This window comes from Streptomyces sp. NPDC127106 (genome assembly GCF_042677605.1).
GTDB lineage: Bacteria > Actinomycetota > Actinomycetes > Streptomycetales > Streptomycetaceae > Streptomyces.
This window is the reverse complement of the sequence record NZ_JBHXTC010000037.1, coordinates 37,672-56,520: the sequence shown is the minus strand read 5'-3', so window position 1 is coordinate 56,520 and position 18,849 is coordinate 37,672. Positions and strand designations below refer to the sequence as shown.

The 18,849-nt window shown below is 73.5% G+C and carries 19 protein-coding genes; 11 read left to right on the top strand and 8 right to left on the bottom strand.

The window, feature by feature from the left end; genetic code table 11:
- Positions 1-187: 187 nt before the first annotated feature.
- Positions 188-919 carry a class I SAM-dependent DNA methyltransferase gene (locus ACFVGY_RS26385; protein WP_385681414.1) on the top strand — a complete coding sequence of 244 codons (732 nt, stop codon included), beginning with the start codon at positions 188-190 and terminating at the stop codon, positions 917-919.
- Positions 920-965: 46 nt separating this feature from the next.
- Here ACFVGY_RS26385 and ACFVGY_RS26380 read toward each other — a convergent pair whose 3' ends face one another.
- Entirely contained in the window at positions 966-2,579 is a 1,614-nt protein-coding gene (locus ACFVGY_RS26380) for a FadD3 family acyl-CoA ligase (RefSeq protein ID WP_385681412.1), read from the bottom strand.
- 238 nt (positions 2,580-2,817) lie between these two features.
- Here ACFVGY_RS26380 and ACFVGY_RS26375 point away from each other — a divergent pair, with 238 nt between their 5' ends.
- The 7 genes from ACFVGY_RS26375 (at position 2,818) to ACFVGY_RS26345 (ending at position 8,421) form a co-directional block, all read left to right on the top strand.
- Positions 2,818-3,969 (top strand): lipid-transfer protein, encoded by a 1,152-nt coding sequence (locus tag ACFVGY_RS26375; protein ID WP_385681410.1) that lies wholly within the window; start codon positions 2,818-2,820, stop codon positions 3,967-3,969.
- A 33-nt stretch (positions 3,970-4,002) separates the two neighbouring features.
- Positions 4,003-4,449, top strand: coding sequence for a Zn-ribbon domain-containing OB-fold protein (locus ACFVGY_RS26370; RefSeq protein ID WP_385681406.1), 447 nt, complete (start codon positions 4,003-4,005; stop codon positions 4,447-4,449).
- Positions 4,446-5,222 carry an enoyl-CoA hydratase/isomerase family protein gene (locus ACFVGY_RS26365; protein WP_385681404.1) on the top strand — a complete coding sequence of 259 codons (777 nt, stop codon included), beginning with the start codon at positions 4,446-4,448 and terminating at the stop codon, positions 5,220-5,222. Before ACFVGY_RS26370 ends, ACFVGY_RS26365 begins: the two co-directional genes overlap by 4 nt.
- Before the next feature lie 286 nt (positions 5,223-5,508).
- Entirely contained in the window at positions 5,509-5,973 is a 465-nt protein-coding gene (locus tag ACFVGY_RS26360) for a hypothetical protein (RefSeq protein WP_385681402.1), read from the top strand.
- Between the two features lie 32 nt (positions 5,974-6,005).
- Positions 6,006-7,346, top strand: coding sequence for a hypothetical protein (locus tag ACFVGY_RS26355; RefSeq protein ID WP_385681400.1), 1,341 nt, complete (start codon positions 6,006-6,008; stop codon positions 7,344-7,346).
- A 32-nt stretch (positions 7,347-7,378) separates the two neighbouring features.
- Positions 7,379-7,909 (top strand): hypothetical protein, encoded by a 531-nt coding sequence (locus ACFVGY_RS26350; protein WP_385681398.1) that lies wholly within the window; start codon positions 7,379-7,381, stop codon positions 7,907-7,909.
- Between the two features lie 2 nt (positions 7,910-7,911).
- On the top strand, positions 7,912-8,421 hold the full coding sequence (locus tag ACFVGY_RS26345; RefSeq protein ID WP_385681396.1) for a hypothetical protein: 510 nt from the start codon (positions 7,912-7,914) through the stop codon (positions 8,419-8,421).
- 95 nt (positions 8,422-8,516) lie between these two features.
- On the opposite strand, the gene ACFVGY_RS26340 is transcribed toward ACFVGY_RS26345, so the two are convergent.
- The 3 genes from ACFVGY_RS26340 to ACFVGY_RS26330 all read right to left on the bottom strand — a co-directional run bounded on the left by ACFVGY_RS26340 (position 8,517) and on the right by ACFVGY_RS26330 (position 12,819).
- Positions 8,517-9,011, bottom strand: a complete 495-nt coding sequence (locus tag ACFVGY_RS26340; RefSeq protein ID WP_385681394.1) for a peptidylprolyl isomerase — start codon at positions 9,009-9,011, stop codon at positions 8,517-8,519.
- Positions 9,012-9,127: 116 nt separating this feature from the next.
- The gene (locus tag ACFVGY_RS26335) at positions 9,128-11,635 is read right to left on the bottom strand and encodes a PQQ-binding-like beta-propeller repeat protein (protein ID WP_385681392.1); all 2,508 of its coding nucleotides are present in this window, start codon (positions 11,633-11,635) and stop codon (positions 9,128-9,130) included.
- 368 nt (positions 11,636-12,003) lie between these two features.
- Entirely contained in the window at positions 12,004-12,819 is an 816-nt protein-coding gene (locus ACFVGY_RS26330; RefSeq protein ID WP_385681390.1) for a VOC family protein, read from the bottom strand.
- Positions 12,820-13,128: 309 nt separating this feature from the next.
- Between ACFVGY_RS26330 and ACFVGY_RS26325 the strand changes: the two genes are divergently transcribed.
- A complete protein-coding gene (locus ACFVGY_RS26325) occupies positions 13,129-13,776 on the top strand; it encodes a TetR family transcriptional regulator (protein ID WP_179176458.1) in 648 nt (215 codons plus the stop codon).
- Positions 13,777-13,925: 149 nt separating this feature from the next.
- Here ACFVGY_RS26325 and ACFVGY_RS26320 read toward each other — a convergent pair whose 3' ends face one another.
- Positions 13,926-14,399 (bottom strand): nitroreductase family deazaflavin-dependent oxidoreductase, encoded by a 474-nt coding sequence (locus ACFVGY_RS26320; protein ID WP_385681387.1) that lies wholly within the window; start codon positions 14,397-14,399, stop codon positions 13,926-13,928.
- A complete protein-coding gene (locus tag ACFVGY_RS26315; protein WP_385681448.1) occupies positions 14,399-15,670 on the bottom strand; it encodes an acyl-CoA dehydrogenase family protein in 1,272 nt (423 codons plus the stop codon). The genes ACFVGY_RS26320 and ACFVGY_RS26315 overlap by 1 nt, the downstream gene beginning before the upstream one ends.
- 145 nt (positions 15,671-15,815) lie before the next feature.
- On the opposite strand from ACFVGY_RS26315, the gene ACFVGY_RS26310 reads away from it, so the two are divergent.
- Positions 15,816-17,018 (top strand): acetyl-CoA acetyltransferase, encoded by a 1,203-nt coding sequence (locus ACFVGY_RS26310; RefSeq protein WP_385681385.1) that lies wholly within the window; start codon positions 15,816-15,818, stop codon positions 17,016-17,018.
- 129 nt (positions 17,019-17,147) lie between these two features.
- Positions 17,148-17,825: a pyridoxal 5'-phosphate synthase gene (locus tag ACFVGY_RS26305; protein ID WP_385681383.1), complete on the top strand. Its 678-nt coding sequence runs from the start codon at positions 17,148-17,150 to the stop codon at positions 17,823-17,825.
- A 27-nt stretch (positions 17,826-17,852) separates the two neighbouring features.
- Here the strand turns inward: ACFVGY_RS26305 and ACFVGY_RS26300 are convergent, their stop codons facing one another.
- Together ACFVGY_RS26300 and ACFVGY_RS26295 are read right to left on the bottom strand one after the other, a co-directional pair.
- Positions 17,853-18,269 (bottom strand): Zn-ribbon domain-containing OB-fold protein, encoded by a 417-nt coding sequence (locus ACFVGY_RS26300; RefSeq protein ID WP_385681381.1) that lies wholly within the window; start codon positions 18,267-18,269, stop codon positions 17,853-17,855.
- Between the two features lie 38 nt (positions 18,270-18,307).
- Complete coding sequence (locus tag ACFVGY_RS26295) at positions 18,308-18,760, bottom strand: DoxX family protein (RefSeq protein ID WP_385681379.1); 453 nt, start codon at positions 18,758-18,760, stop codon at positions 18,308-18,310.
- Positions 18,761-18,849: the final 89 nt, after the last annotated feature.

The following is an 18,849-nucleotide window of genomic DNA, read 5'->3' as shown; positions in this document are numbered from 1 at the left end:
GCCCTCTCTCCCCACCACCCCGCCGCCCGCCCCCCCCGCGGGGGCCCCCCCGGGCGGGGGCGGGGGGGGGCGGGCCCCCGCCCCCGCCCCCCCCCCCCCCGCCGCACGCGTGCGCGTGCGCAGGTGCGGACGCGGGTGGCGGTGGCTGCCGGGCCGGGGGTGCCGGTCCGTGGCTAGGCTTGGGACCGTGTTCACCTCCCAGGGGCCGAGCCTGCGCGAGCTCGCCGTGCAGGCCTTCTCATCGGTCGAGCGCGGCTACGACCTGCTCGCACCGAAGTTCGACCGGACGCCGTTCCGTACTCCGGACCGCATGCTCGACGCCGTCGAGGAGGCGCTCGCCCGGTCCGAGGGCTCCTTCGGCTCCGGTCTGGACGTCTGCTGCGGCACTGGCGCGGCCCTCGGGATGCTCGGCCGGCTGTGCCGGGACCGGGTGACGGGCGTGGACCTGAGCGCGGGCATGCTGGCCGAGGCCGAGCGGATGCACGGCGGTGGCCAGGTCGAGCTGCTGCGGGCCGACGCACGGGCGCTGCCTCCCGCGCTCGCGGACACGTACGACCTGGCGGTCAGCTTCGGGGCGTTCGGGCACTTCCTACCGGCCGAGCGGCCGGCCCTCTTCCGCGGTGTCCACGGCGCGCTGCGCGCGGGCGGGGTGTTCGCCTTCCCGATCGGGGCGCCGATCCCGCCCACGGCCCCGCTGTGGTGGGCGTTGGCGGGCTTCGACGCGGCAATGCGCGTCCGCAACGCGGTGTGGCGGCCGCCGTTCGTCATGTACTACCGGACGTTCCCGTGGGGCGGGGTCCGCGCGGACCTGCGGGCGGCCGGCTTCACGGTGGGGACCGTGCCGCTGGAGCACTTCGGCCGCCGCCCGGACGGCAGCCCGCGCTGGAGGCTCGTCCTCGCCCGCAAGATCGCGCGGTAGGGCCGGTCCGACCGATGGGCGGACCAGCGGGCGGACCGCGGGCGGGTCAGCGGGCGCGCAGTTCCCGTTTGAGGACCTTGCCGCTCGCGTTGCGCGGGAGCTCGGCGACGAACTCCACAGCGCGTGGGACCTTGTAGTTGGCCATCTCCCGCCGGGACCAGGCGATCAGGTCGTCGGCGGTGAGGGTGGAGCCGGGGCGGCGCACCGCGTACGCCTTGCCGACCTCGCCGAGGCGGGGGTCGGGGATGCCGACGACGGCGACGTCGGCGATGTCCGGGTGCAGGCCGAGGAGTTGTTCTATCTCGGCGGGGTAGGCGTTGAAGCCGCCGACGATGAACATGTCCTTGATCCGGTCGGTGATGCGCAGGTTGCCCCCGCCGTCGAGGACGCCGACGTCGCCGGTGCGCAGCCAGCCGTCGGGGGTGATGGTGCGGGCCGTCTCGTCCGGGTCCTCGAAGTAGCCCCGCATGACGTGGTGGCCGCGTACCCACACCTCGCCCGCCTCTCCCGCGGGCAAGGGCCGGCCGTCGCCGTCCGCGATGCGGATCTCGGTGCCGGGGACGGCCCGTCCGGAGGTGGCGGCGATGACCTCGGCCGGGTCGCCGCGGCGGCACATGGAGACGATGCCGCCGGCCTCGGACAGCCCGTAGGCGGTGAGGACGGTGTCGATGCGCAGTTCGCCGCGGAGCCGCTCGACGAGCCGGAGCGGGACGACGGCGGCGCCGGTGACGACCAGGCGGAGGGTGGACAGGTCGTGGTGGTTGCGCTGGGGGTGGTCGAGGAGGGACTGGTGGAGGGTGGGCGGGCCGGGGAGGACGGAGATCCGCTCGGCGGCGATGTTGGCCAGGGCGGTGTCCACGTTGAAGACGGGCTGGGGGACCATCGTGGCGCCGCGCATCAGGCAGGCGAGGATGCCGGCTTTGTAGCCGAAGGTGTGGAAGAACGGGTTCACGATCAGGTAGCGGTCGCCCTCGCGCAGCCCGGCGAGCTCGCTCCACACCGCGTAGCAGCGCAGGGACTGGGCGTGGGTGATGACGGCGCCCTTGGGTCTCCCGGTGGTGCCCGAGGTGAAGATGATGTCGGACGGGGCGTCGGGGCGGATCGATTCGGCACGCCGGCGGACGGCCCCGGCGGGTACGGTGTCGCCGCCGGCCAGGAAGTCCTTCCAGGTGCGGAAGTCGGCGGGGGCGTCGTCGGCGAGGACGACGACCTGTTCCAGGTGCGGCAGACCGGGCAGCGGGCCGCGGCCTCCGGCGGGGCCGGCGGGGCCCTGTGCGGCGGCCCGGCGCAGGGAGGCTACGTAGGAGGTGCCGAGGAAGGTGCCGGTGACGAAGAGCAGCCGGGCCCGGCTGCGCTGGAGGACGTAGGCCGCTTCCGTGCCCTTGAACCGTGTGTTGAGGGGGACGAGGACGGCGCCCGCGGAGACGGCGCCCAGGGCGGAGACGATCCAGTCGAGGGTGTTGGGGGCCCAGACGGCGACCCGGTCGCCCGGCTCGATGCCGGCGGCGAGGGTGGCGGCCGCGGCGCGTTCGATGCGCTCGCCGAGCTGCGCGTAGCTGAGCCGGGTGCGGCCGTCGACGACGGCCTCGCGGTCGGCGTGGCGGGCGGCGGCCGCGCGCACCAGCCCGGCGATGCTGCCCCAGCGCAGGTCGCCCCGCACGGCCTCGCCCGCAGCCCCGTGGCCTGTGCCGGGTCCCGGCCCGCGACCTGCTCCAGGTCCGGAACCCGGTCCCGGCTCATGGCCCGCCCCGTGCCCGGAACCGGGTCCCGGTCCGTGCCCGGTTTCGCGTACGCCCTCGCCCATCGTCCGCCTCCCCACGACACCAGTAGCTGACTATCCGTCAGATTAGCTGTAGCCTTCGCGGCTGTCAGCACTGGCGCGGCCCCGGAGGTGGCGGATGGCGGCAACACTCAAGGACGCTACGGCGATCGTCGGAATCGGCCAGACGCCCTTCGCCAGACACCTGCCCGAGTCCGAGAAGGAGCTCGCCTGCCGCGCGGTCCTCGCCGCCCTCGCGGACGCCGGCATCGCCCCCGCCGAGGTCGACGCCTTCGCCTCGTACACCATGGAGGAGACCGACGAGGTCGAGGTCGCCAAGTCCATAGGCGCCGGCGACGCCACCTTCTTCTCCAAGATCGGCTACGGGGGCGGCGGCTCCTGCGCCACCGTCGGCCACCTCGCCGCCGCCGTCGCCACCGGCCAGGCCACCGTCGGCGTCGCCTGGCGCTCCCGCAAACGCGGCTCCGGACCGCGCCCCTGGACCAACACCGCCGCCCAACTGCCCACCCCCGGCCAGTGGACCCGCCCCTTCGGCCTGCTCCGGCCCGCCGACGAGATCGCCATGCTGGCCCGCCGCTACATGCACGAGTACGGAGCCACCCGCGACCACCTCTTCAACGTGGCCATGGCCTGCCGCAACCGGGCCAACGAGAACCCCGCCGCGATCATGTACGACCGGCCGCTGACCCGCGAGATGTACATGACCTCCCGCATGATCAGCGAACCGCTCTGCCTGTTCGACAACTGCCTGGAGACCGACGGCGCGCTGGCCTGCGTCATCGTCTCCGCCGAACGCGCCCGGGACTGCCGGCAGCGCCCCGTGTACGTGCACTCCGTCGCCCAGGGCCTGCCCGCCCAGCACCACGGCATGGTCAACTACTGGAACGACGACCCGCTCACCGGGCCCGCCTGGACCGCCGCCCGGCACCTGTGGAAGCACGCCGACTTCGGCCCGCAGGACATCGACGTCGCCCAGATCTACGACGCCTTCACCCCGCTGATCCTGCTGTCCCTGGAGGGCTACGGCTTCTGCGCGCGCGGCGAGGGCGCCGCCTACACCGAAGGCGGCGCGCTGGAAACCGGCGGCCGGCTCCCGATCAACACCGGCGGCGGCGGACTGTCCGAGGCCTACGTCCACGGCTTCAACCTGATCAACGAGGGCGTCAAGCAGCTGCGCGGCACGTCGACCGCCCAGGTGCCCGGCGCCGCGACCTGCCTGGTCACGGCCGGCGAGGGCGTCCCGACGTCGGCGCTCCTGCTGCGCGCCTGAACCCACCCGCGACCGAGGAGACGAGGTACCCCCGTGACCGCAGCCGCCGAAGAACTGCTCCTGCCCGTCCCGGACGCCGACGGCGCCCCCTTCTGGGAGTACGCCGCCCGCGGCGAGCTCCGCGTCCAGGCCTGCACCGCCTGCGGCAGACTCCGCTTCCCGCCGCGCCCCTGCTGCCCGCACTGCCAGTCGTTCGGCTCCGAGTGGCGCCCCACCAGCGGCCGGGGCCGCATCTGGTCGTACGTCCGACCGCACCCGCCGCTGCTGCCCGCCTACGCGGCGCAGGCCCCGTACAACGTCGTCCTCGTGGAGCTCGCGGACGCTCCGCACATCCGGCTCGCCGGGAACCTCGTCACCTCCGCCGACGCCCCGTTGAACTCGGTGGACCCGGCCCGGCTGCGCATCGGCGCGCGGGTCCAGGCGGTGTTCGCCGATGCGGGTGGGATCACCGTGCCGCGCTGGGTCCTGGAGAAGGCATGACGCTGCGCGTGGAGCGGGACGAGGCGGCCGGGGTCGCGGTCGTCACCCTGGACCGGGAACACCGGCACAACGCGATCGACCTGGAGACCGCCGCCGAACTCACGGCGGTGTGGCGGGGGTTCCGCTACGACGACGAGGTCCGGGCGGTCGTGCTGACCGGGGCGGGCCGGGCCGCGTTCTGCACCGGCATCGACCGGGGCGCGTCCGTCCCGCAGCCGGCCTCCCCGTACTCGGCCGACGACCCGCTGGCGACGATCGGCCCGAAGGCGGGCGACCTGTGGAAGCCGGTGATCGCCGCCGTCAACGGCATGGCCTGCGGCGGGGCGTTCTACCTGTTGGGCGAGGCCGAGTTCGTCATCGCCTCCGACACGGCGACCTTCTTCGACCCGCACACCTCGTACGGGATGGTCAGCGCCTACGAGGCCGTGTACATGGCCCAGCGGATGCCCTTCGGCGAGGCCGCCCGGCTGTCCCTGATGGGAACGGCGGAACGGCTCTCGGCCCGGCGGGCGTACGAGATCGGGCTGGTCTCGGAACTGGCCGCGCCCGCCGAGCTGACCGAGGCGGCCCTGCGGGCGGCACGGACGCTGGCCGGCTTCCCGACGGAGGCCGTGCAGGGCACCGTACGGGCCCTGTGGTCGGCGAAGCAGGTGGCCCTGCAGCAGGCGCTGGCGCAGGCGCCGGCACTGATCGCGTTGGGCAACCTGCCCCCGGACCGGCAGGCGGCCCTGTTCGCGGACCGACGGACGGCACCGGAGCCCCGGGTGCGGTGACGGCTCGCACCTGGCGAGTTCTTTGCCACGCCAACAGCCCGTGGGCCGTGCCGTCGTCGCCACGACGGCGACCGCGGCAGTCGGCGCCGGCATGCCGGTGAGCCGCCGGAAACCCGCAGCTCGGCCCGTGTCCGGCCGACGTTACGGCCCTCCGCGCTCCCCGTCGCGCCCGGCACCGACCGCCCACCCGGGCGCCTTCCTCCGCCCGCCCGGGCGTGCAGGGCGGCTTGTCCGGTTCGCAGTTGCCATGCATATGATCAGCGCCAGCCGACGGGGAGGCGCAGACATGTCAGATGTACTCGGTCCGGACCAGCAGGTGAGCATGCGGCTGAACGGCGAGGGGCCACTGGCCCCCGGCGCCACCGCGCCACCGCCGCCGCTGCTGCAGTCTCCAAGCCTGACGCCGCCGCCGCTGCTGCAGGCGCCGGGCGGGCAGGACTTCGCCTCCACACCGGCCGAGAAGAAGGCCGCCGCGAACACGATCGAGACCGAGCTCCAGCCGAACACGAAGACGGCCTCGACGCATGCGGACGACTCGACCGGCGCCGCCCAGAAGGGCTTCGACGGCTGGGAGACCGCCGCGGGCCTGAAGAAGGTGGCGGAGACCTGGGACCAGCAGGTGAAGAACCTGATCGCCCGCCTCGAAGCGGAGAAGAACTCCCTGCGCGGGGCCTCGGGCTATTTCGCTCGCAACGACGTCGGACTGGGCAACGACTTCCTCGCGACGAAGTCGAAGCTGAACGGCCTGTAGGGGGAGCTGTGGCAGTCAACTACCAAGAAGTCATGTCCACGAACTTCGGCCTGCTCGGAACGGCCGCCGGCAAGTGGGAGACGATGGCCGGCGAGCTGAAGAAGGTCGAGACCCGCTACGGCGACACCGTCCAGAAGATCACCACGACCGAGAACTGGGCCGGCTTCAGCGCCGTGAGCGCCCAGAAGGGCTTCGCGGCGACCCGCTACGAGTTCTCGGCGGCCCAGGTACAGGCGAAGGCGATCGCGAGCCTGCTGCGCGACGCCCAGGAGAAGTTCACCGACCTGAAGAAGAAGCTCGAAAGCGCCCGCGACGACGCGATAGCCGCCGGCATGACCGTCTCCGGGGAGGGGCGCGTCGCCTTCGACTACTCCAAGCTCACCCCGGCCGAGCGCAGCGCCTACCGCCACGACCCCGACGGCCAGAAGACGATCACCGAAGCGGTCGACAAGTGGCAGAAGCACATCGACGACCGGGTGAAGGCCGTCACCGAACTCGACCAGAACATCAAGGCCGTTCTCGAGACCGCCGTCACCGACAGCAACAAGGACGCTTTCGGCAAGGGCGCCGACCTGTCGCTCAGCGGGTTCAACGCCGGCGCCACGGGCGACCTGAACCAGGCCCTGAAGGCCGAGAAGGCCGCACAGGAAGCAGCGGCCAAGGAAGCGGAGGCGGCCAAGAACGGGCCGAAGGCCGAAGGCGGCATCAAGTTCACCGGGCCCACCGCCGGTGCCCAGGCCAGCGGCCAGAAGTACGGCAAGGAAGGCTCGGCGAAGGTGTACGCCGACCTCTTCAAGATGACCACCGAGGGCAAGTACCAGAACGGTGACCTGACGCTCTCCGGTGTCGACGACATCACCCTGGGAGCCAGGGCCAGCGCGACCTACGGCTTCACCCACGAGGGTCTCGCCGTCAAGGCCGAGACGTCTGCGGGCGTCAGGGCCGTGGTCGAGGGGCGCGCCGACTACAGCCACTGGGCCGGGGGCTACGGCCGCTTCGAGGGATTCGGCGGTGGAGAGGCCGCCCTCAGCGGCACGGCACGGTGGGACGGCGTCAGCGGCAGCGCGAAGGCCTTCGCCGGCGGGAAGGCCGGCGTCGCCGGAGGCGGCGAGCTCGCCGGCATCGGCGCCGGCGCCACGGCCGAGGGCTGGGCCGGCATCGGCGCGGAGGCCAAGGGAACCTTCGGCAAGGGTGACGACGGCAAGTGGCACGTCGGCGGCAAGCTGGGTATCGCCGTCGGGATCGGCGGCTCGGTGGGCGGCGAGTTCACGTTCGACGGGGACAAGATAAAGAAGTCCGCCACTGATGCGGCGGACTGGGTGGGCGACACCGCCGGTGACATCAAGGACGGCGTCGTTGGCCTGTTCGACTGACGTACTTCTCAGTGGAAGGAGGGCCTGACACCATGCCCACAACCCTGCCGATTCCGATCGAGTTCAGCCTGCCGGAGGGCTGGAGGCCCGCCCCTCCGGACGAGGTCGGCGCTCCCGGCGCGGCGTTCGTCGCCCTGCATCCGGAGCCGGATGCGGGATTCACCGCCAACATCACCATCGACGGCGACTTCTGGACGGACGACGAGGAGACCCTCGCCGACATGGCCGACGGGTCGGTGGAGCGGCTGCGCCAGGTCGCCGAGTCGGTGGCGGTGGCCGGCCGTCGCGAGTTCGGTTCCGGGGACTCGCCCGGCCTCGGGCAGAGGCTGACGTTCTCCGCCGTCGTGGGCGGCGTGCCGCGCGAGCTCGTCCAGTCCCAGGTCTACCTGGCCATGCAGGACGTGACGGACCCGCACAAGCGGGTGGTGATCCGGCTGATCCTGACCGTCACCGCGGCCCAGGAGGAGAGCGTTCAGGCCGATTACCAGGAGTTCCTGCGCTCGGTCGGCCCGGACACCGGCGGCGCCGTCGGCCAGGAGTCCGGGGAAGAGGAAGGGGCCTAGGGATGGGCCGCCTCTGGGACAAGTGGATGGGCACGCTGCACGCCGACGGCGGTGCCGAGGCGATACCCACCCAGGAACTGCGGGCCGCGCTGCTCGCCCTCGACGGCACCGGTGTGCCGTTCAGCGTGCGCGAGGCCGGCGGCGGCGTCGATCTGCTGGCGGAGTGGAAGTACCTGGAGCCGGCCACGGGTTCCGGCCTGACCCGCAAGCAGGTGGAGCGGACCGTCAGGATCTCCATGTGCCTGCTGGCCAAGGACCGCGAGGTGCGGGCCATGGACGAACAGTGGGAAGTGACGCGGGCAGGACCCGCGCCCGGCCGGACCGTGGGCAAGGGCCACGGCAAGGGCCCCGTCCGCTGGACCCACAAGCAGTGGCACTACGAGAAGGGGCCCGACGGGAGCCGGCAGAAGGTCGAGTCGTTCAACGTGGACATCACGCGGGACATGAAGGACCCCCTGCGCAAAGCCGTCCTCGGCGCGGGATGGACCTGGCGCGGCGTCTACAAGCTGTGACCGGGGTGTTCTGAAGGACACGCGGCGGAGGCCCCGCCCCTCGAAAGGGGGCAGGGCCTCCGGCCGTATCGGGCGCTCGCCCGGAACGGGAGGGATCAGGCCTCGACGACGCCCGAGGCCGCGATCTCGATCTTGGCGCGGGTGGAGCCGGACGGCGAACCCAGCTTCTCGATCGCGTCGACGACCTCGGTGCCCTGGACGACCTCGCCGAAGACGACGTGCTTGCCGTCCAGCCACGGGGTGACGACCGTGGTGATGAAGAACTGCGAGCCGTTGGTGTTGCGGCCGGCGTTCGCCATCGACAGCAGGTACGGGCGGTCGTGCTTCAGCTGGAAGTTCTCGTCGGCGAACTTCTCGCCGTAGATGCTCTTGCCGCCGGTGCCGTTCTGGTTGGTGAAGTCACCGCCCTGCAGCATGAACTGCGGGATGACGCGGTGGAACGGCGAGCCCGCGTAGCCGAAGCCGTGCTGGCCGGTGGCCAGCTCGCGGAAGTTCTTGGTGGTCTTCGGGACGACCTCGTCGAAGAGGCGGAAGACGATCCGGCCGGCGGCCTCGCCGTTGATGTTGATGTCGAAGTAAACGTTGCTCATGGGGTCCATCCTGTCACTCCCGGTGCCGTGCGCGACTCGGCGGGGCCGGAACCCGGCCTCGGTCGCGCCCCGGCAGCTCGGCAGCCCGGCAGCTCGGCAGCCCGGCAGCTCGGCGGTCACCCGGCCGTACGCGTCCCCGTTCCCTTGGCCGCGTCGAGCGCGTACACGCAGCGGTCCTTGCTGCACGCGTACACCACGCCGCCCTCCGCGACCGGTGCTCCGGTGATCTCGCCGCCCGTGGCCAGCTTCCAGCGGAGCTGCCCGCCGGCCGCGTCCAGGGTGTACAGGCAGTGGTCGGCGGAGCCGAAGTGCACCCGGCCGTCGGCGACCGCCGGCGAGCCGGTGATCTCGCCGCCCGCCGCGAACCGCCACTTCGGGGTGCCGGTGACCGCGTCCAGCGTGTACACGGCGCTGCCCGCGCCCAGGTGGATGCTGCCGGCCGCGATCAGCACCGGGTCCGAGGACGAGCGCGACTCGGTGGCGATGCGCCAGCGGTCCTTGCCGGTGATCGCGTCCAGCGCGTACACGGTGCCCAGGTAGTCCACGAGGTACACGCCTCCGCCGGTGACGGCCGCTCCCGGCGCGAACGCGGGCGGGGCCAGGAACACGGCCGGGGCCTCGAAGTGCCAGCGGACCCGGCCCGACGCCCGGTCCACGGACAGCACGCGGGTGCCGGCGGCGACGTAGGTGTTGCCGTCGGGGGCCGGGGTGACGCGCACCGGCACGTTGCCGCAGGCGGCCGCGTCGCCGATCGGATACGACCACGCTTCCAGGCCGCTGCGGGCGTCCAGGGCGCGCAGCCGCGCGTCCTGCCACACGTACACCGTCCCCTCGTGCAGGACGGGGGCCGCCTCCGGCGTCTCGAAGTCGCTCTGCGCACCGGACAGCTCCCACAGCTTCTGGCCGCTGGAGGCCTCCCAGGCCTGGACGCCGCCGCCGCGGGTGGCGGTGACGACGGTGCCCCGGTCGGCGCGCAGGCCGTACACCCAGGCGTCGGTGGACAGTCGCCACCGCTCGGTGCCGTCGGAGGCGTCGAGGGCGTAGAGGGAGGGGCCGTCGGAGGCGTGGATGCGGCCGTCGGAGACGGCCATGGACCAGGCGACGTCGCGGGTCTTGAACTGGCGGCGGCCGGTGGCGACGTCCAGGGCGTGCACCTCGAAGGAGGTGACGTAGAGCAGGTCGCCGGCGACGGTCGGAGTGCCCCAGACCTCGTTGGACATGCGGAACCGCCAGGGGCGCCAGCGGCCGCTGTCGGGGGCCGGGCCGGGGTTCGCCGCCGAGGTCGCCGCGGACGACGGCGACGCCGGGGCCACGGGGGCCGCGGAGGCACCGCCCGGCGGGCGGACCCAGCCGGTCGCGGAGTCGGCGGATCCGGCGTGCGCGGCGGGCGCCGACGCGCTCGCCCGCGGCCCGGGCCCGATGGGCACCGGGGAGCCGCCGAGGCGCACCGGCTCGCCGGAGGGCGCGGGCACGGCGCCGGGCGCCGACGAGGGCGCCGACGTCGGCCGGGGCGGGTGCTGGGGGCGCTGCGGGATGGGCTGGCCGGTCCGCGGGTCGACACCGGGCTCGGCGAGGCCGCGGGGTGCGTGGCGGTGCGTGGGCACGTCGGCGGGCCGGCCCTGGCCGCCCTGGCCGCCCTGGCCGCCGGGGCCGCCGGGGCCGCCGGGGCTGCCTGCGACGCGACCGCCGGGGCCGCGGCCGGGCGCCGGAACGGGTCCGGCCACCGTGCGCTGTCCGGCCCGCCGGGCCTCGATCAGGGCGACGGCCCGCCCGGGCAGCCAGGCGGACGCGGTGCCGCTGTCGTCGCCGCCGTCGAAGAGGTGCGGGGCGAGCTGGGCCTGGAGGTCGGCCGGGGTGGGGCGCTGGGAGGCCTCCATCTGCATGCAGGACTCGATGAGCGGGCGCAGCTCCTCGGGCAGCCCCTCCAGGTTGGGCTCCTCGCGCAGCAGCATGAAGACCGTCTCCACCGGGTTCGCCCCGTGGTAGGGCGGGTGCCCGGTCGCGGCGAACACGAGCGTCGAGCCGAGCGAGAAGACGTCGCTGGCGCCCTTGACGCTCCGCGAGTCCTTCGCCTGCTCGGGCGACATGTAAGCGGGGGTGCCGACGGCGACGTTCGTCATGGTCAGCCGGGTGTTGGAGACGCCGCTCGCGATACCGAAGTCGATCACGCGCGGGCCGTCCTCGACGACGAGCACGTTCGACGGCTTCAGGTCTCGGTGGACCAGGCCCGCCCCGTGGATGGACTGCAGCGCCTCGGCGATGCCGGCCGCGAGCCACCGTACGGCCTGGACGGGCATCGGCCCGCACTCGTTGACGATCTCCTCCAGGGAGGGCGCCGGGACGTACGCGGTCGCCAGCCAGGGCACGGCGGCCCGCGGGTCGGCGTCGACCACGGCCGCGGTGTAGAAGCCGGACACGGCGCGCGCCGCCTCCACCTCACGGGTGAAGCGCACCCGGAACAGCTGGTCCTCGGCGAGCTCGGTCCGCACGGTCTTGATCGCCACCCGGCGTCCGGACGCCGACCGTGCGAGATAGACCAGCCCCATGCCGCCGGCGCCGAGCCGTCCCAGCACCTCGAAGGGGCCGATCCGTCTCGGGTCGTGCTGCGTCAGCTGCTCCACCACTCGCCTCACACCTCCCCGTACGGGCCTTGGCCTGGCCCGTTTCCACCTGCACGCGCGCCATCACGGTGGTCGGCCTCCGTGCAGCGTTGCATTCCGGGCGCCGCCCGGAATCGCGCAACCCCGATTCTGTCAGGCCCGCGCGCAGGGCGTGTCGTCACAGTCGGGGCCGGGTGCGCACGCGTCGCCCAGAAAGGGCCGGGGAGGCCGTTTCCGGCCCGCATCAGACGCGATCTCCGGCGGCTTCTGGCCGGTCCACGGCGGGCTCGGGCCGGTCCCGGGCGGGCTCGGGCCGGTCCCGGGCGGGCTCGGGCCGGTCCCGGGCGGGCTCGGGGCCGGCCCGGGCGGGCTCGGGCCGGTCCCAGGCGGGCTCAGGCCGGCCCGGGCGGGGCGGCGGGCTGCTCGGCGGATTCCGAGAGGAGGGCGAAGACCGCACCCTGGTTGTCCGCGACGACGGCGATCCGCCCGTACGGCGTGTCGAACGGATCGGCGGTGACACGGCCACCGAGCCGCTTGACGATCCCGACGGACCGGTCGCAGTCAGGGACGGCGAAGTACGCGAGGAAGTGCGCCGGCATGATCTCCGGGAAGGCGTCGGTGATCAGGCTGCGCCCCAGGATGGCCGTCTCGGCCCCGGGCGCGCTGCCGGGCGGGGACCACAGCCGGTACTCGACGCCGGAGCCGTCGTCGTCCTGGTCCTCGGGGACGAAGCCGAAGACGTTGGCGTAGAAGACGTCGACGGCGTCGCGGGCCCGGGTGTAGAGCTCCGCCCAGCAGTAGGTGTACGGCTCCTGCTGGGCCTCGAAGCCGTGGTGGGTGCCGGGCTGCCACAAGCCGAAGACGGCCCCGCCGGGGTCGGCGGCCAGGGCCGCGGTGCCGTACGGGCCGACGGGCTGCGGGTCCATCACCATCTGGCCGCCGGAGGCGCGGATGCGGGCGGCGCAGGCGTAGGCGTCGCGGGTGTAGAGGTAGATCCCCCAGACGGTGGGCATGCGGCCGTCGGGCTTCGGGGCGAGGCCGGCGACGTTGCGGCCGCGGCTGTAGGCCTGGGTGTAGCCGCCGTACTGGGCGCCGGCGCCCTCGCTGAAGGTCCACCCGAAGAGCTCGCCGTAGAAGCGCTTGCCCGCCTCGACGTCCGGAAGCGAGGCGTCCACCCAGCAGGGTGTGCCTTCCGCGAATGCGGCCATGGCCCGTTTCCTTCCGTTGTGCGGGGGTGTGTACCCTCCGTACGCTCCCGCGCAGCTCCCAGCGATGCCCTTCGGCCATGATCCGCCCGAAGACTTGTCCACAGCCTGTTGATAAGACTAATTGGGGGATACTGGAAGAAAGCGACCACCCCCTCGGGCGGCCGGACCGGACCGGGCCCACGGCAGGAATCCGGCCGGAAACCGCCCGCCGGACCCCTCGGGAGCGCCCATTGGCCAGGCCAGGTATCACGTAACCCCATTTGCAGGCGGCCGAATCGCGCCCCGATCACCCCTCGGTAAGCTGACGGCATGACAGGACAAGTACGCACCGTCGACGGCCGCGTTGCCGGCCGACGCGGTCAGGCGACGCGGCAGAAGCTGCTCGACTGCCTCGGCGAGATGCTCAGCTCCTCGCCGTACCGCGACGTCAAGGTCATCGACGTCGCCCGCAAGGCCGGAACCTCCCCCGCGACCTTCTACCAGTACTTCCCGGACGTGGAGGGCGCCGTCCTGGAGATCGCCGAGCAAATGGCCACCGAGGGCGCGCAGTTGACCTCGCTCGTCGAGGGGCGCAGCTGGGTCGGCAAGGCCGGCTGGCAGGCGGCCGAGGAGCTCGTCGAGGGCTTCTTGGACTTCTGGCGGCGCAACGACGCGATCCTGCGCGTCGTCGACCTCGGCGCGGCCGAGGGCGACAAGCGCTTCTACAAGATCCGCATGAAGATCCTGAACTCCGTCACCAACTCCCTTACGGAGTCGATCAAGGAGCTCCAGGCCAAGGGCAAGGTCGACAAGGAACTCAGCCCGGCGGCGATGGCGGGCTCGCTGGTCGCGATGCTGGCCGCGGTCGCCTCGCACCAGAAGGGCTTCCAGACCTGGGGCGTCAAGCAGGCCGAGCTCAAGCCGAACCTGGCGCTGCTCGTCCATCTGGGCATGACCGGCAAGAAGCCGACCAGGTAACGGCGCACCTCCGGACCGCTGCCGCCGCGGGGTCCGCCGTTGCCGGAATCCACCGTCACGGAAGCCGTCGTCGCAGAAGGTCGCGGGCGTCGTCAGTCGCGGGCGTCGTCAGTCGCGACCGGATCCGCTGCGACGGGGGTCCGCCGCGATCAACGACGCTCCAGGCGGAACAACCGGATCTCGCGCTCGATGCGCGCCTGGTACGTCGCGTACGGCGGCCAGAACCCCAGCACGGCCCGCCACGCCGCGGCGCGCTCCGCGCCCTGCAGCAGCCGTGCCCGTACGGCGATGTCCTGCCCCTTCCAACTCACTTGCGCATCGGGGTGCTTGAGCAGGTTCGCGGTCCACGCCGGGTGTCCGGGGCGGCCGAAGTTGGAGCCGATCAGGATCCACCCGGCGCCGGACTCCTCCGGCATGCAGGCGAGCGGCGTGCTGCGCGGCTGCCCGGTCCTCGCACCCTTGGCGGTGAGGATCAACCCGGGGAGCATGCGGGCGCTGGGAATGACCCTGCCGCGGGTGAGGCGGTGCACGGCCCTGTCGAGGGCGGGGATGACGTGCGGTGCGACGCGGGCGAACAGCACGGTCGACGAGACCTTCTGGACGATCTTGACGCCGAGAGCCATCAGACGGCCGCCTTCTCGCTGGGGTGGAGGGGGTGCGCGGGGACGGGCGCGTGCGCGGACGCGGACGCCGGTGCCCCGGCGCCGAACAGGCCTGCCTGGTGGGCCGCGCGTGCCCGCAGCCGGTGGGCCGGGCCGAAGAGCAGCTCGTCGGCCGCTGCCCGCTTGAAGTACAGGTGGGCGTCGTGCTCCCAGGTGAAGCCGATGCCGCCGTGCAGCTGGATCGCCTCGCCCGCCGTGAGCCGCAGGGCCTCCAGCGCCTGGGCGAGGGCGAGGCCGCCCTGCCCCGGGTCCCATGCGGCGTAGTACGCGGCCGAGCGGGCCGCCTGGACCTGTACGTACAGGTCGGCGAGCCGGTGCTTGACCGCCTGGAACGAGCCGATGGCCCGGCCGAACTGCTCCCGGGTGCGCACGTACTCCACCGTCCGGTCCAGCGCCTGACCGGCGGCCCCGGCCGCCTCGGCGGCGAGGACGGCGGCGGCGGTGCGCCCGGTGGCGGCGAGCGCGCGCAGGACGCGACCGCCGGAACCGTCGGCGCCCGCGTCGCCGGAACCGCCGGAGCGACCCAGCAACTCGGCGTCGACGTCACGCAGTTGGACGCAAGCCTGCGGCCGCGTCTCGTCCAGGGCGGTCTGCCGCGACCGAACGAGCCCGGGCGCGTCCCCCCGGACGAGGAACAGCAGGGTCCGGCTCCGGGCGAACCCACCCGCGTGCGCGGGGACCAGCAACAGGTCCGCGCTGTGCCCGTCGAGCACCTGCACGGCCTCCCCGTACAGCCGCCAGCCGCCCCGCTCGCCCCGCCGGGCCTGCACCCCGCCGGCCCGACCCCCGCCGGCCCAGTCGCCCGGGGTGTTGTCGGCGGTCAGCCCGAGGGCCGTGGACAGGGCCGGGCCGGGGACCGCCAGCGCGGCGGTGAGCCCGCCGGAGGCGAGCCGGGGCAACAGCGCGGAGCGCTGGGCTGCACTACCGAGGGCGGTGACCAGCGGCGCGGCCAGCGCGGCGGTGGCGAACAGCGGCGAGGGCAGCAGCGCCCGCCCGGTCTCCTCGCAGGCCAGTGCCAGGTCACCGGGGGCGCAGCCCACACCCCCGTACTCCTCGGCCACCGCGATGCCGGGCAGGCCGACCTGTCGCGCCAGCTGCCCCCACAGCTCCCGGTCGTACCCGTCGGGGGTGCGGACGGCGGCCTTGACCTCGTCGGGGCCGCAGCGCTTGGCCAGGATCTCGCGCAGGGTGCGGCGCATGCCGTCCTGCTCCGCGGTGAAGGCGGCATCCATCATCGGGCTCCTCCCCGTATCTGACGGCGCGTCATATTAGGCCCGTTACCCACAGATGCCCAGAGGCGCAACGCCGCGAGCGACGGGCAACGACCGTGACGGGTGACCCTAGAAACTGACGAACAGTCAGCTGTACGGTCTCCCCATGCCTGGACCTCTGTCGGGACCCGCCCCCTCCTCCGCCGCGCCGCGCCGCAGGGTCGCGGTCGTCGGCGTCGCCCTCTCGGACTGCGGCCGCGTCGATGGCCCCACCCCGTACGCCCTGCACGCGCAGGCCGCCCGGCGCGCCCTGGCCGACTCCGGCCTGGACCGCTCCGTCATCGACGGCTTCGCCTCGGCCGGCCTCGGCACGCTCGCCCCGGTCGAGGTGGCCGAGTACCTGGGCCTGCGCCCCTCCTGGGTCGACTCCACTTCGGTCGGCGGCTCGACCTGGGAGGTCATGGCCGCGCACGCGGCCGACGCCATCGCCGCCGGCCACGCCCGCGCCGTCCTCCTGGTCTACGGATCCACCGCCCGGGCGGACATCAAGGCCCGGCGCCGCACCTCGAACCTCTCCTTCGGCGCGCGCGGGCCGCTGCAGTTCGAGGTCCCGTACGGGCACACGCTCGTCGCCAAGTACGCGATGGCCGCCCGCCGCCACATGCACCAGTACGGGACCGCTCTGGAACAGCTCGCCTCCGTCGCCGTACAGGCCCGCGCGAACGCGGCCACCAACCCGGACGCGATGTTCCGCGACCCGATCACCGCCGACGAGGTGCTGTCCGGCGAGATGATCGCCGACCCCTTCACGAAGCTGCACTGCTGCATCCGCTCCGACGGCGGCTGCGCCGTGCTGCTGGCCGCCGAGGACTGCGTACCGGACACCGCCAAGAAGCCGGTCTGGATCCTGGGAACGGGCACCGCCGTGTCCCACACCACCATGTCGGAATGGGACGACTTCACGGTGTCCCCGGCCGCCGTCTCGGGCCGCCTGGCCTTCCGGCGGGCAGGGCTCACCCCGGCGGACGTGGACCTCGCCGAGCTGTACGACGCCTTCACGTACATGACCCTGGTGACCCTGGAGGACCTCGGATTCTGCGCGAAGGGGGAAGGCGGAGCCTTCGTGGAAAAGGGCCGCCTGCTGCGGGACGGCGAGCTGCCGGTCAACACCGACGGCGGCGGCCTCTCGGCCTGCCACCCCGGCATGCGCGGCCTGTTCCTGCTGGTCGAGGCGGTCCGCCAGCTCCGCGGCGAACGCGGCCCGGGCCAGGTCACCCGCCGCGACGGCACCCTCCCGGAGGTGGCCGTGGCCTCGGGCACGGGAGGCTGGTTCTGCTCGTCGGGGACGGTGATCCTGGGCAGGGGGTGAGGGGGCGGGGGGACGGTCGCCCCGGTCCACCTGGTACGGGCCCCCTCCCGGCCAGCCCGCCCCCACCACCCGCACCACCCGACCCGACCCCACCCGGCACCACCCCGCCCCGCCCCCTACCCTGGCCCCATGCACGGTGAGACCCACGACGACGAGTTCCACAGCACCCTGCACTCGCTCCGCGTGTGGGACACCCAGCTCCCCGCCTTCGACCCCGAAGTCGCGCCCGACGCGCCGGTGCCGCTGTTCCGGGAGTGGTTCGTGCACGCGGCCCGGGCGGGGCAGATCGAGCCGCACACGATGAGTCTGGCCACCGTGGACGCGGAGGGACGGCCCGACGTCCGGATCCTGATGCTGCACGACGCCGACTCGCGCGGCTGGCACTTCGCCTCGCACGCCACCAGCGCCAAGGGCCGCCAGCTGGCCGGGCAGCCGGATGCGGCGCTGGTGTTCTACTGGGCCTCGGTCGGCCGCCAGGTCCGGATCCGGGGGCGGGTCACCGCGTGCGGCCCGCAGGAGAGCCGGGCGGACCTGGCGGTCCGGTCGCGGGGCGCGCTCGCCGCGGCGCTCACCGGCCGGCAGAGCGAGGTGCTCGGTTCCGTACCGGAGCTGGCGGAAGCCTCGGCCGCCGCCTGGGAGCGGGCCGGTACGGAGCCGGACGCCCCCGCCCCGACCTGGACGCGGTACGTCCTCGCCCCCTGCGAGGTCGAGTTCTTCCAGGGCGACGCCGCCCGCCGGCACGTCCGACTGCGCTACCGCCGCACGCCTGACGCCTCCGCGTGGGTCCGTGAGCTGCTCTGGCCCTGACCTGCTCGCCCACCTCCGGCGGGCGGGTCACCGTGGGCGGAACACCGGCACCCACACGCCTTCCGCCGCCTCGCGGAACGCCACCTCCAGCGGCATCCCCACCCGAAGGTCCGCCGGGTCGCAGTCGACGACCTCCGTCATCATCCGCGGCCCCTCGGCCAGGTCGACGACCGCGGCCGTGTACGGGACCCGCTGCCCGAACGGCGGCAGGTCGTTGCGGTACACCACGGACCAGGTGTAGAGGGCGGCGTGTCCGCCGGCCCGCTCCCAGCCGACCTGTTCCTCCCCCGCCCAGCAGAACGGGCAGAACTCCCGCGGGTAGTGGTGCGCCCGCCCGCACTGCGCGCAGCGGCGCAGCAGGAGCCGCCCCTCGGCGGCCGCCTCCCAGTAGGGGCGGGTGAACTCGTCCACGTCCGGCAGGTCGTACCGCACCCCACCACTCACCCCCGCACCCGCACCCCCGCCGACACCCGCACCCGCGCTCACAGGAACAGTCCCAGCGCCGAGTCGAGGGACCAGGCCTGCCAGCCCATGGCCAGGAGCGCGACGAGGGATGTGAGCATCATCATCGCGTTCTGCCCCTGCTCCGCCCAGTCGTGGATCATCAGCAGCAGGTAGAGCAGGTTCAGCAGCAGCCCGCCCACCAGCGCGACCGGCGTGAGGAATCCGAGCACCAGGCCCAGGCCGAGTGCGAGTTCCGCGTAGACGACGACGTACGCCATCAGCCGCGGCCTGGGCTGGACGACCTTCTCGAAGCCGTGCTTCACGAAGGGCCAGCGGTGTTTGCCCGCGACGTCGGCGGCCCAGGCGATGCCCGTACCGCGCTCGAACCAGCCCTTCTTGTCCTTGTGCCGCCAGCTCTCCAGCCACCACAGGCCGAGGCCTATCCGGAGCACGGCGAGCCACTCGGCCCCACTGAGCCAGACGGTCTGCATCGGCAGTCGCCGCCTTCCCTCTCCAGCCAATCTGACGGTACGTCAGTTGAGCGGATCCGGGTCGATCCCGCAAGGCCCTCTACCCGCCC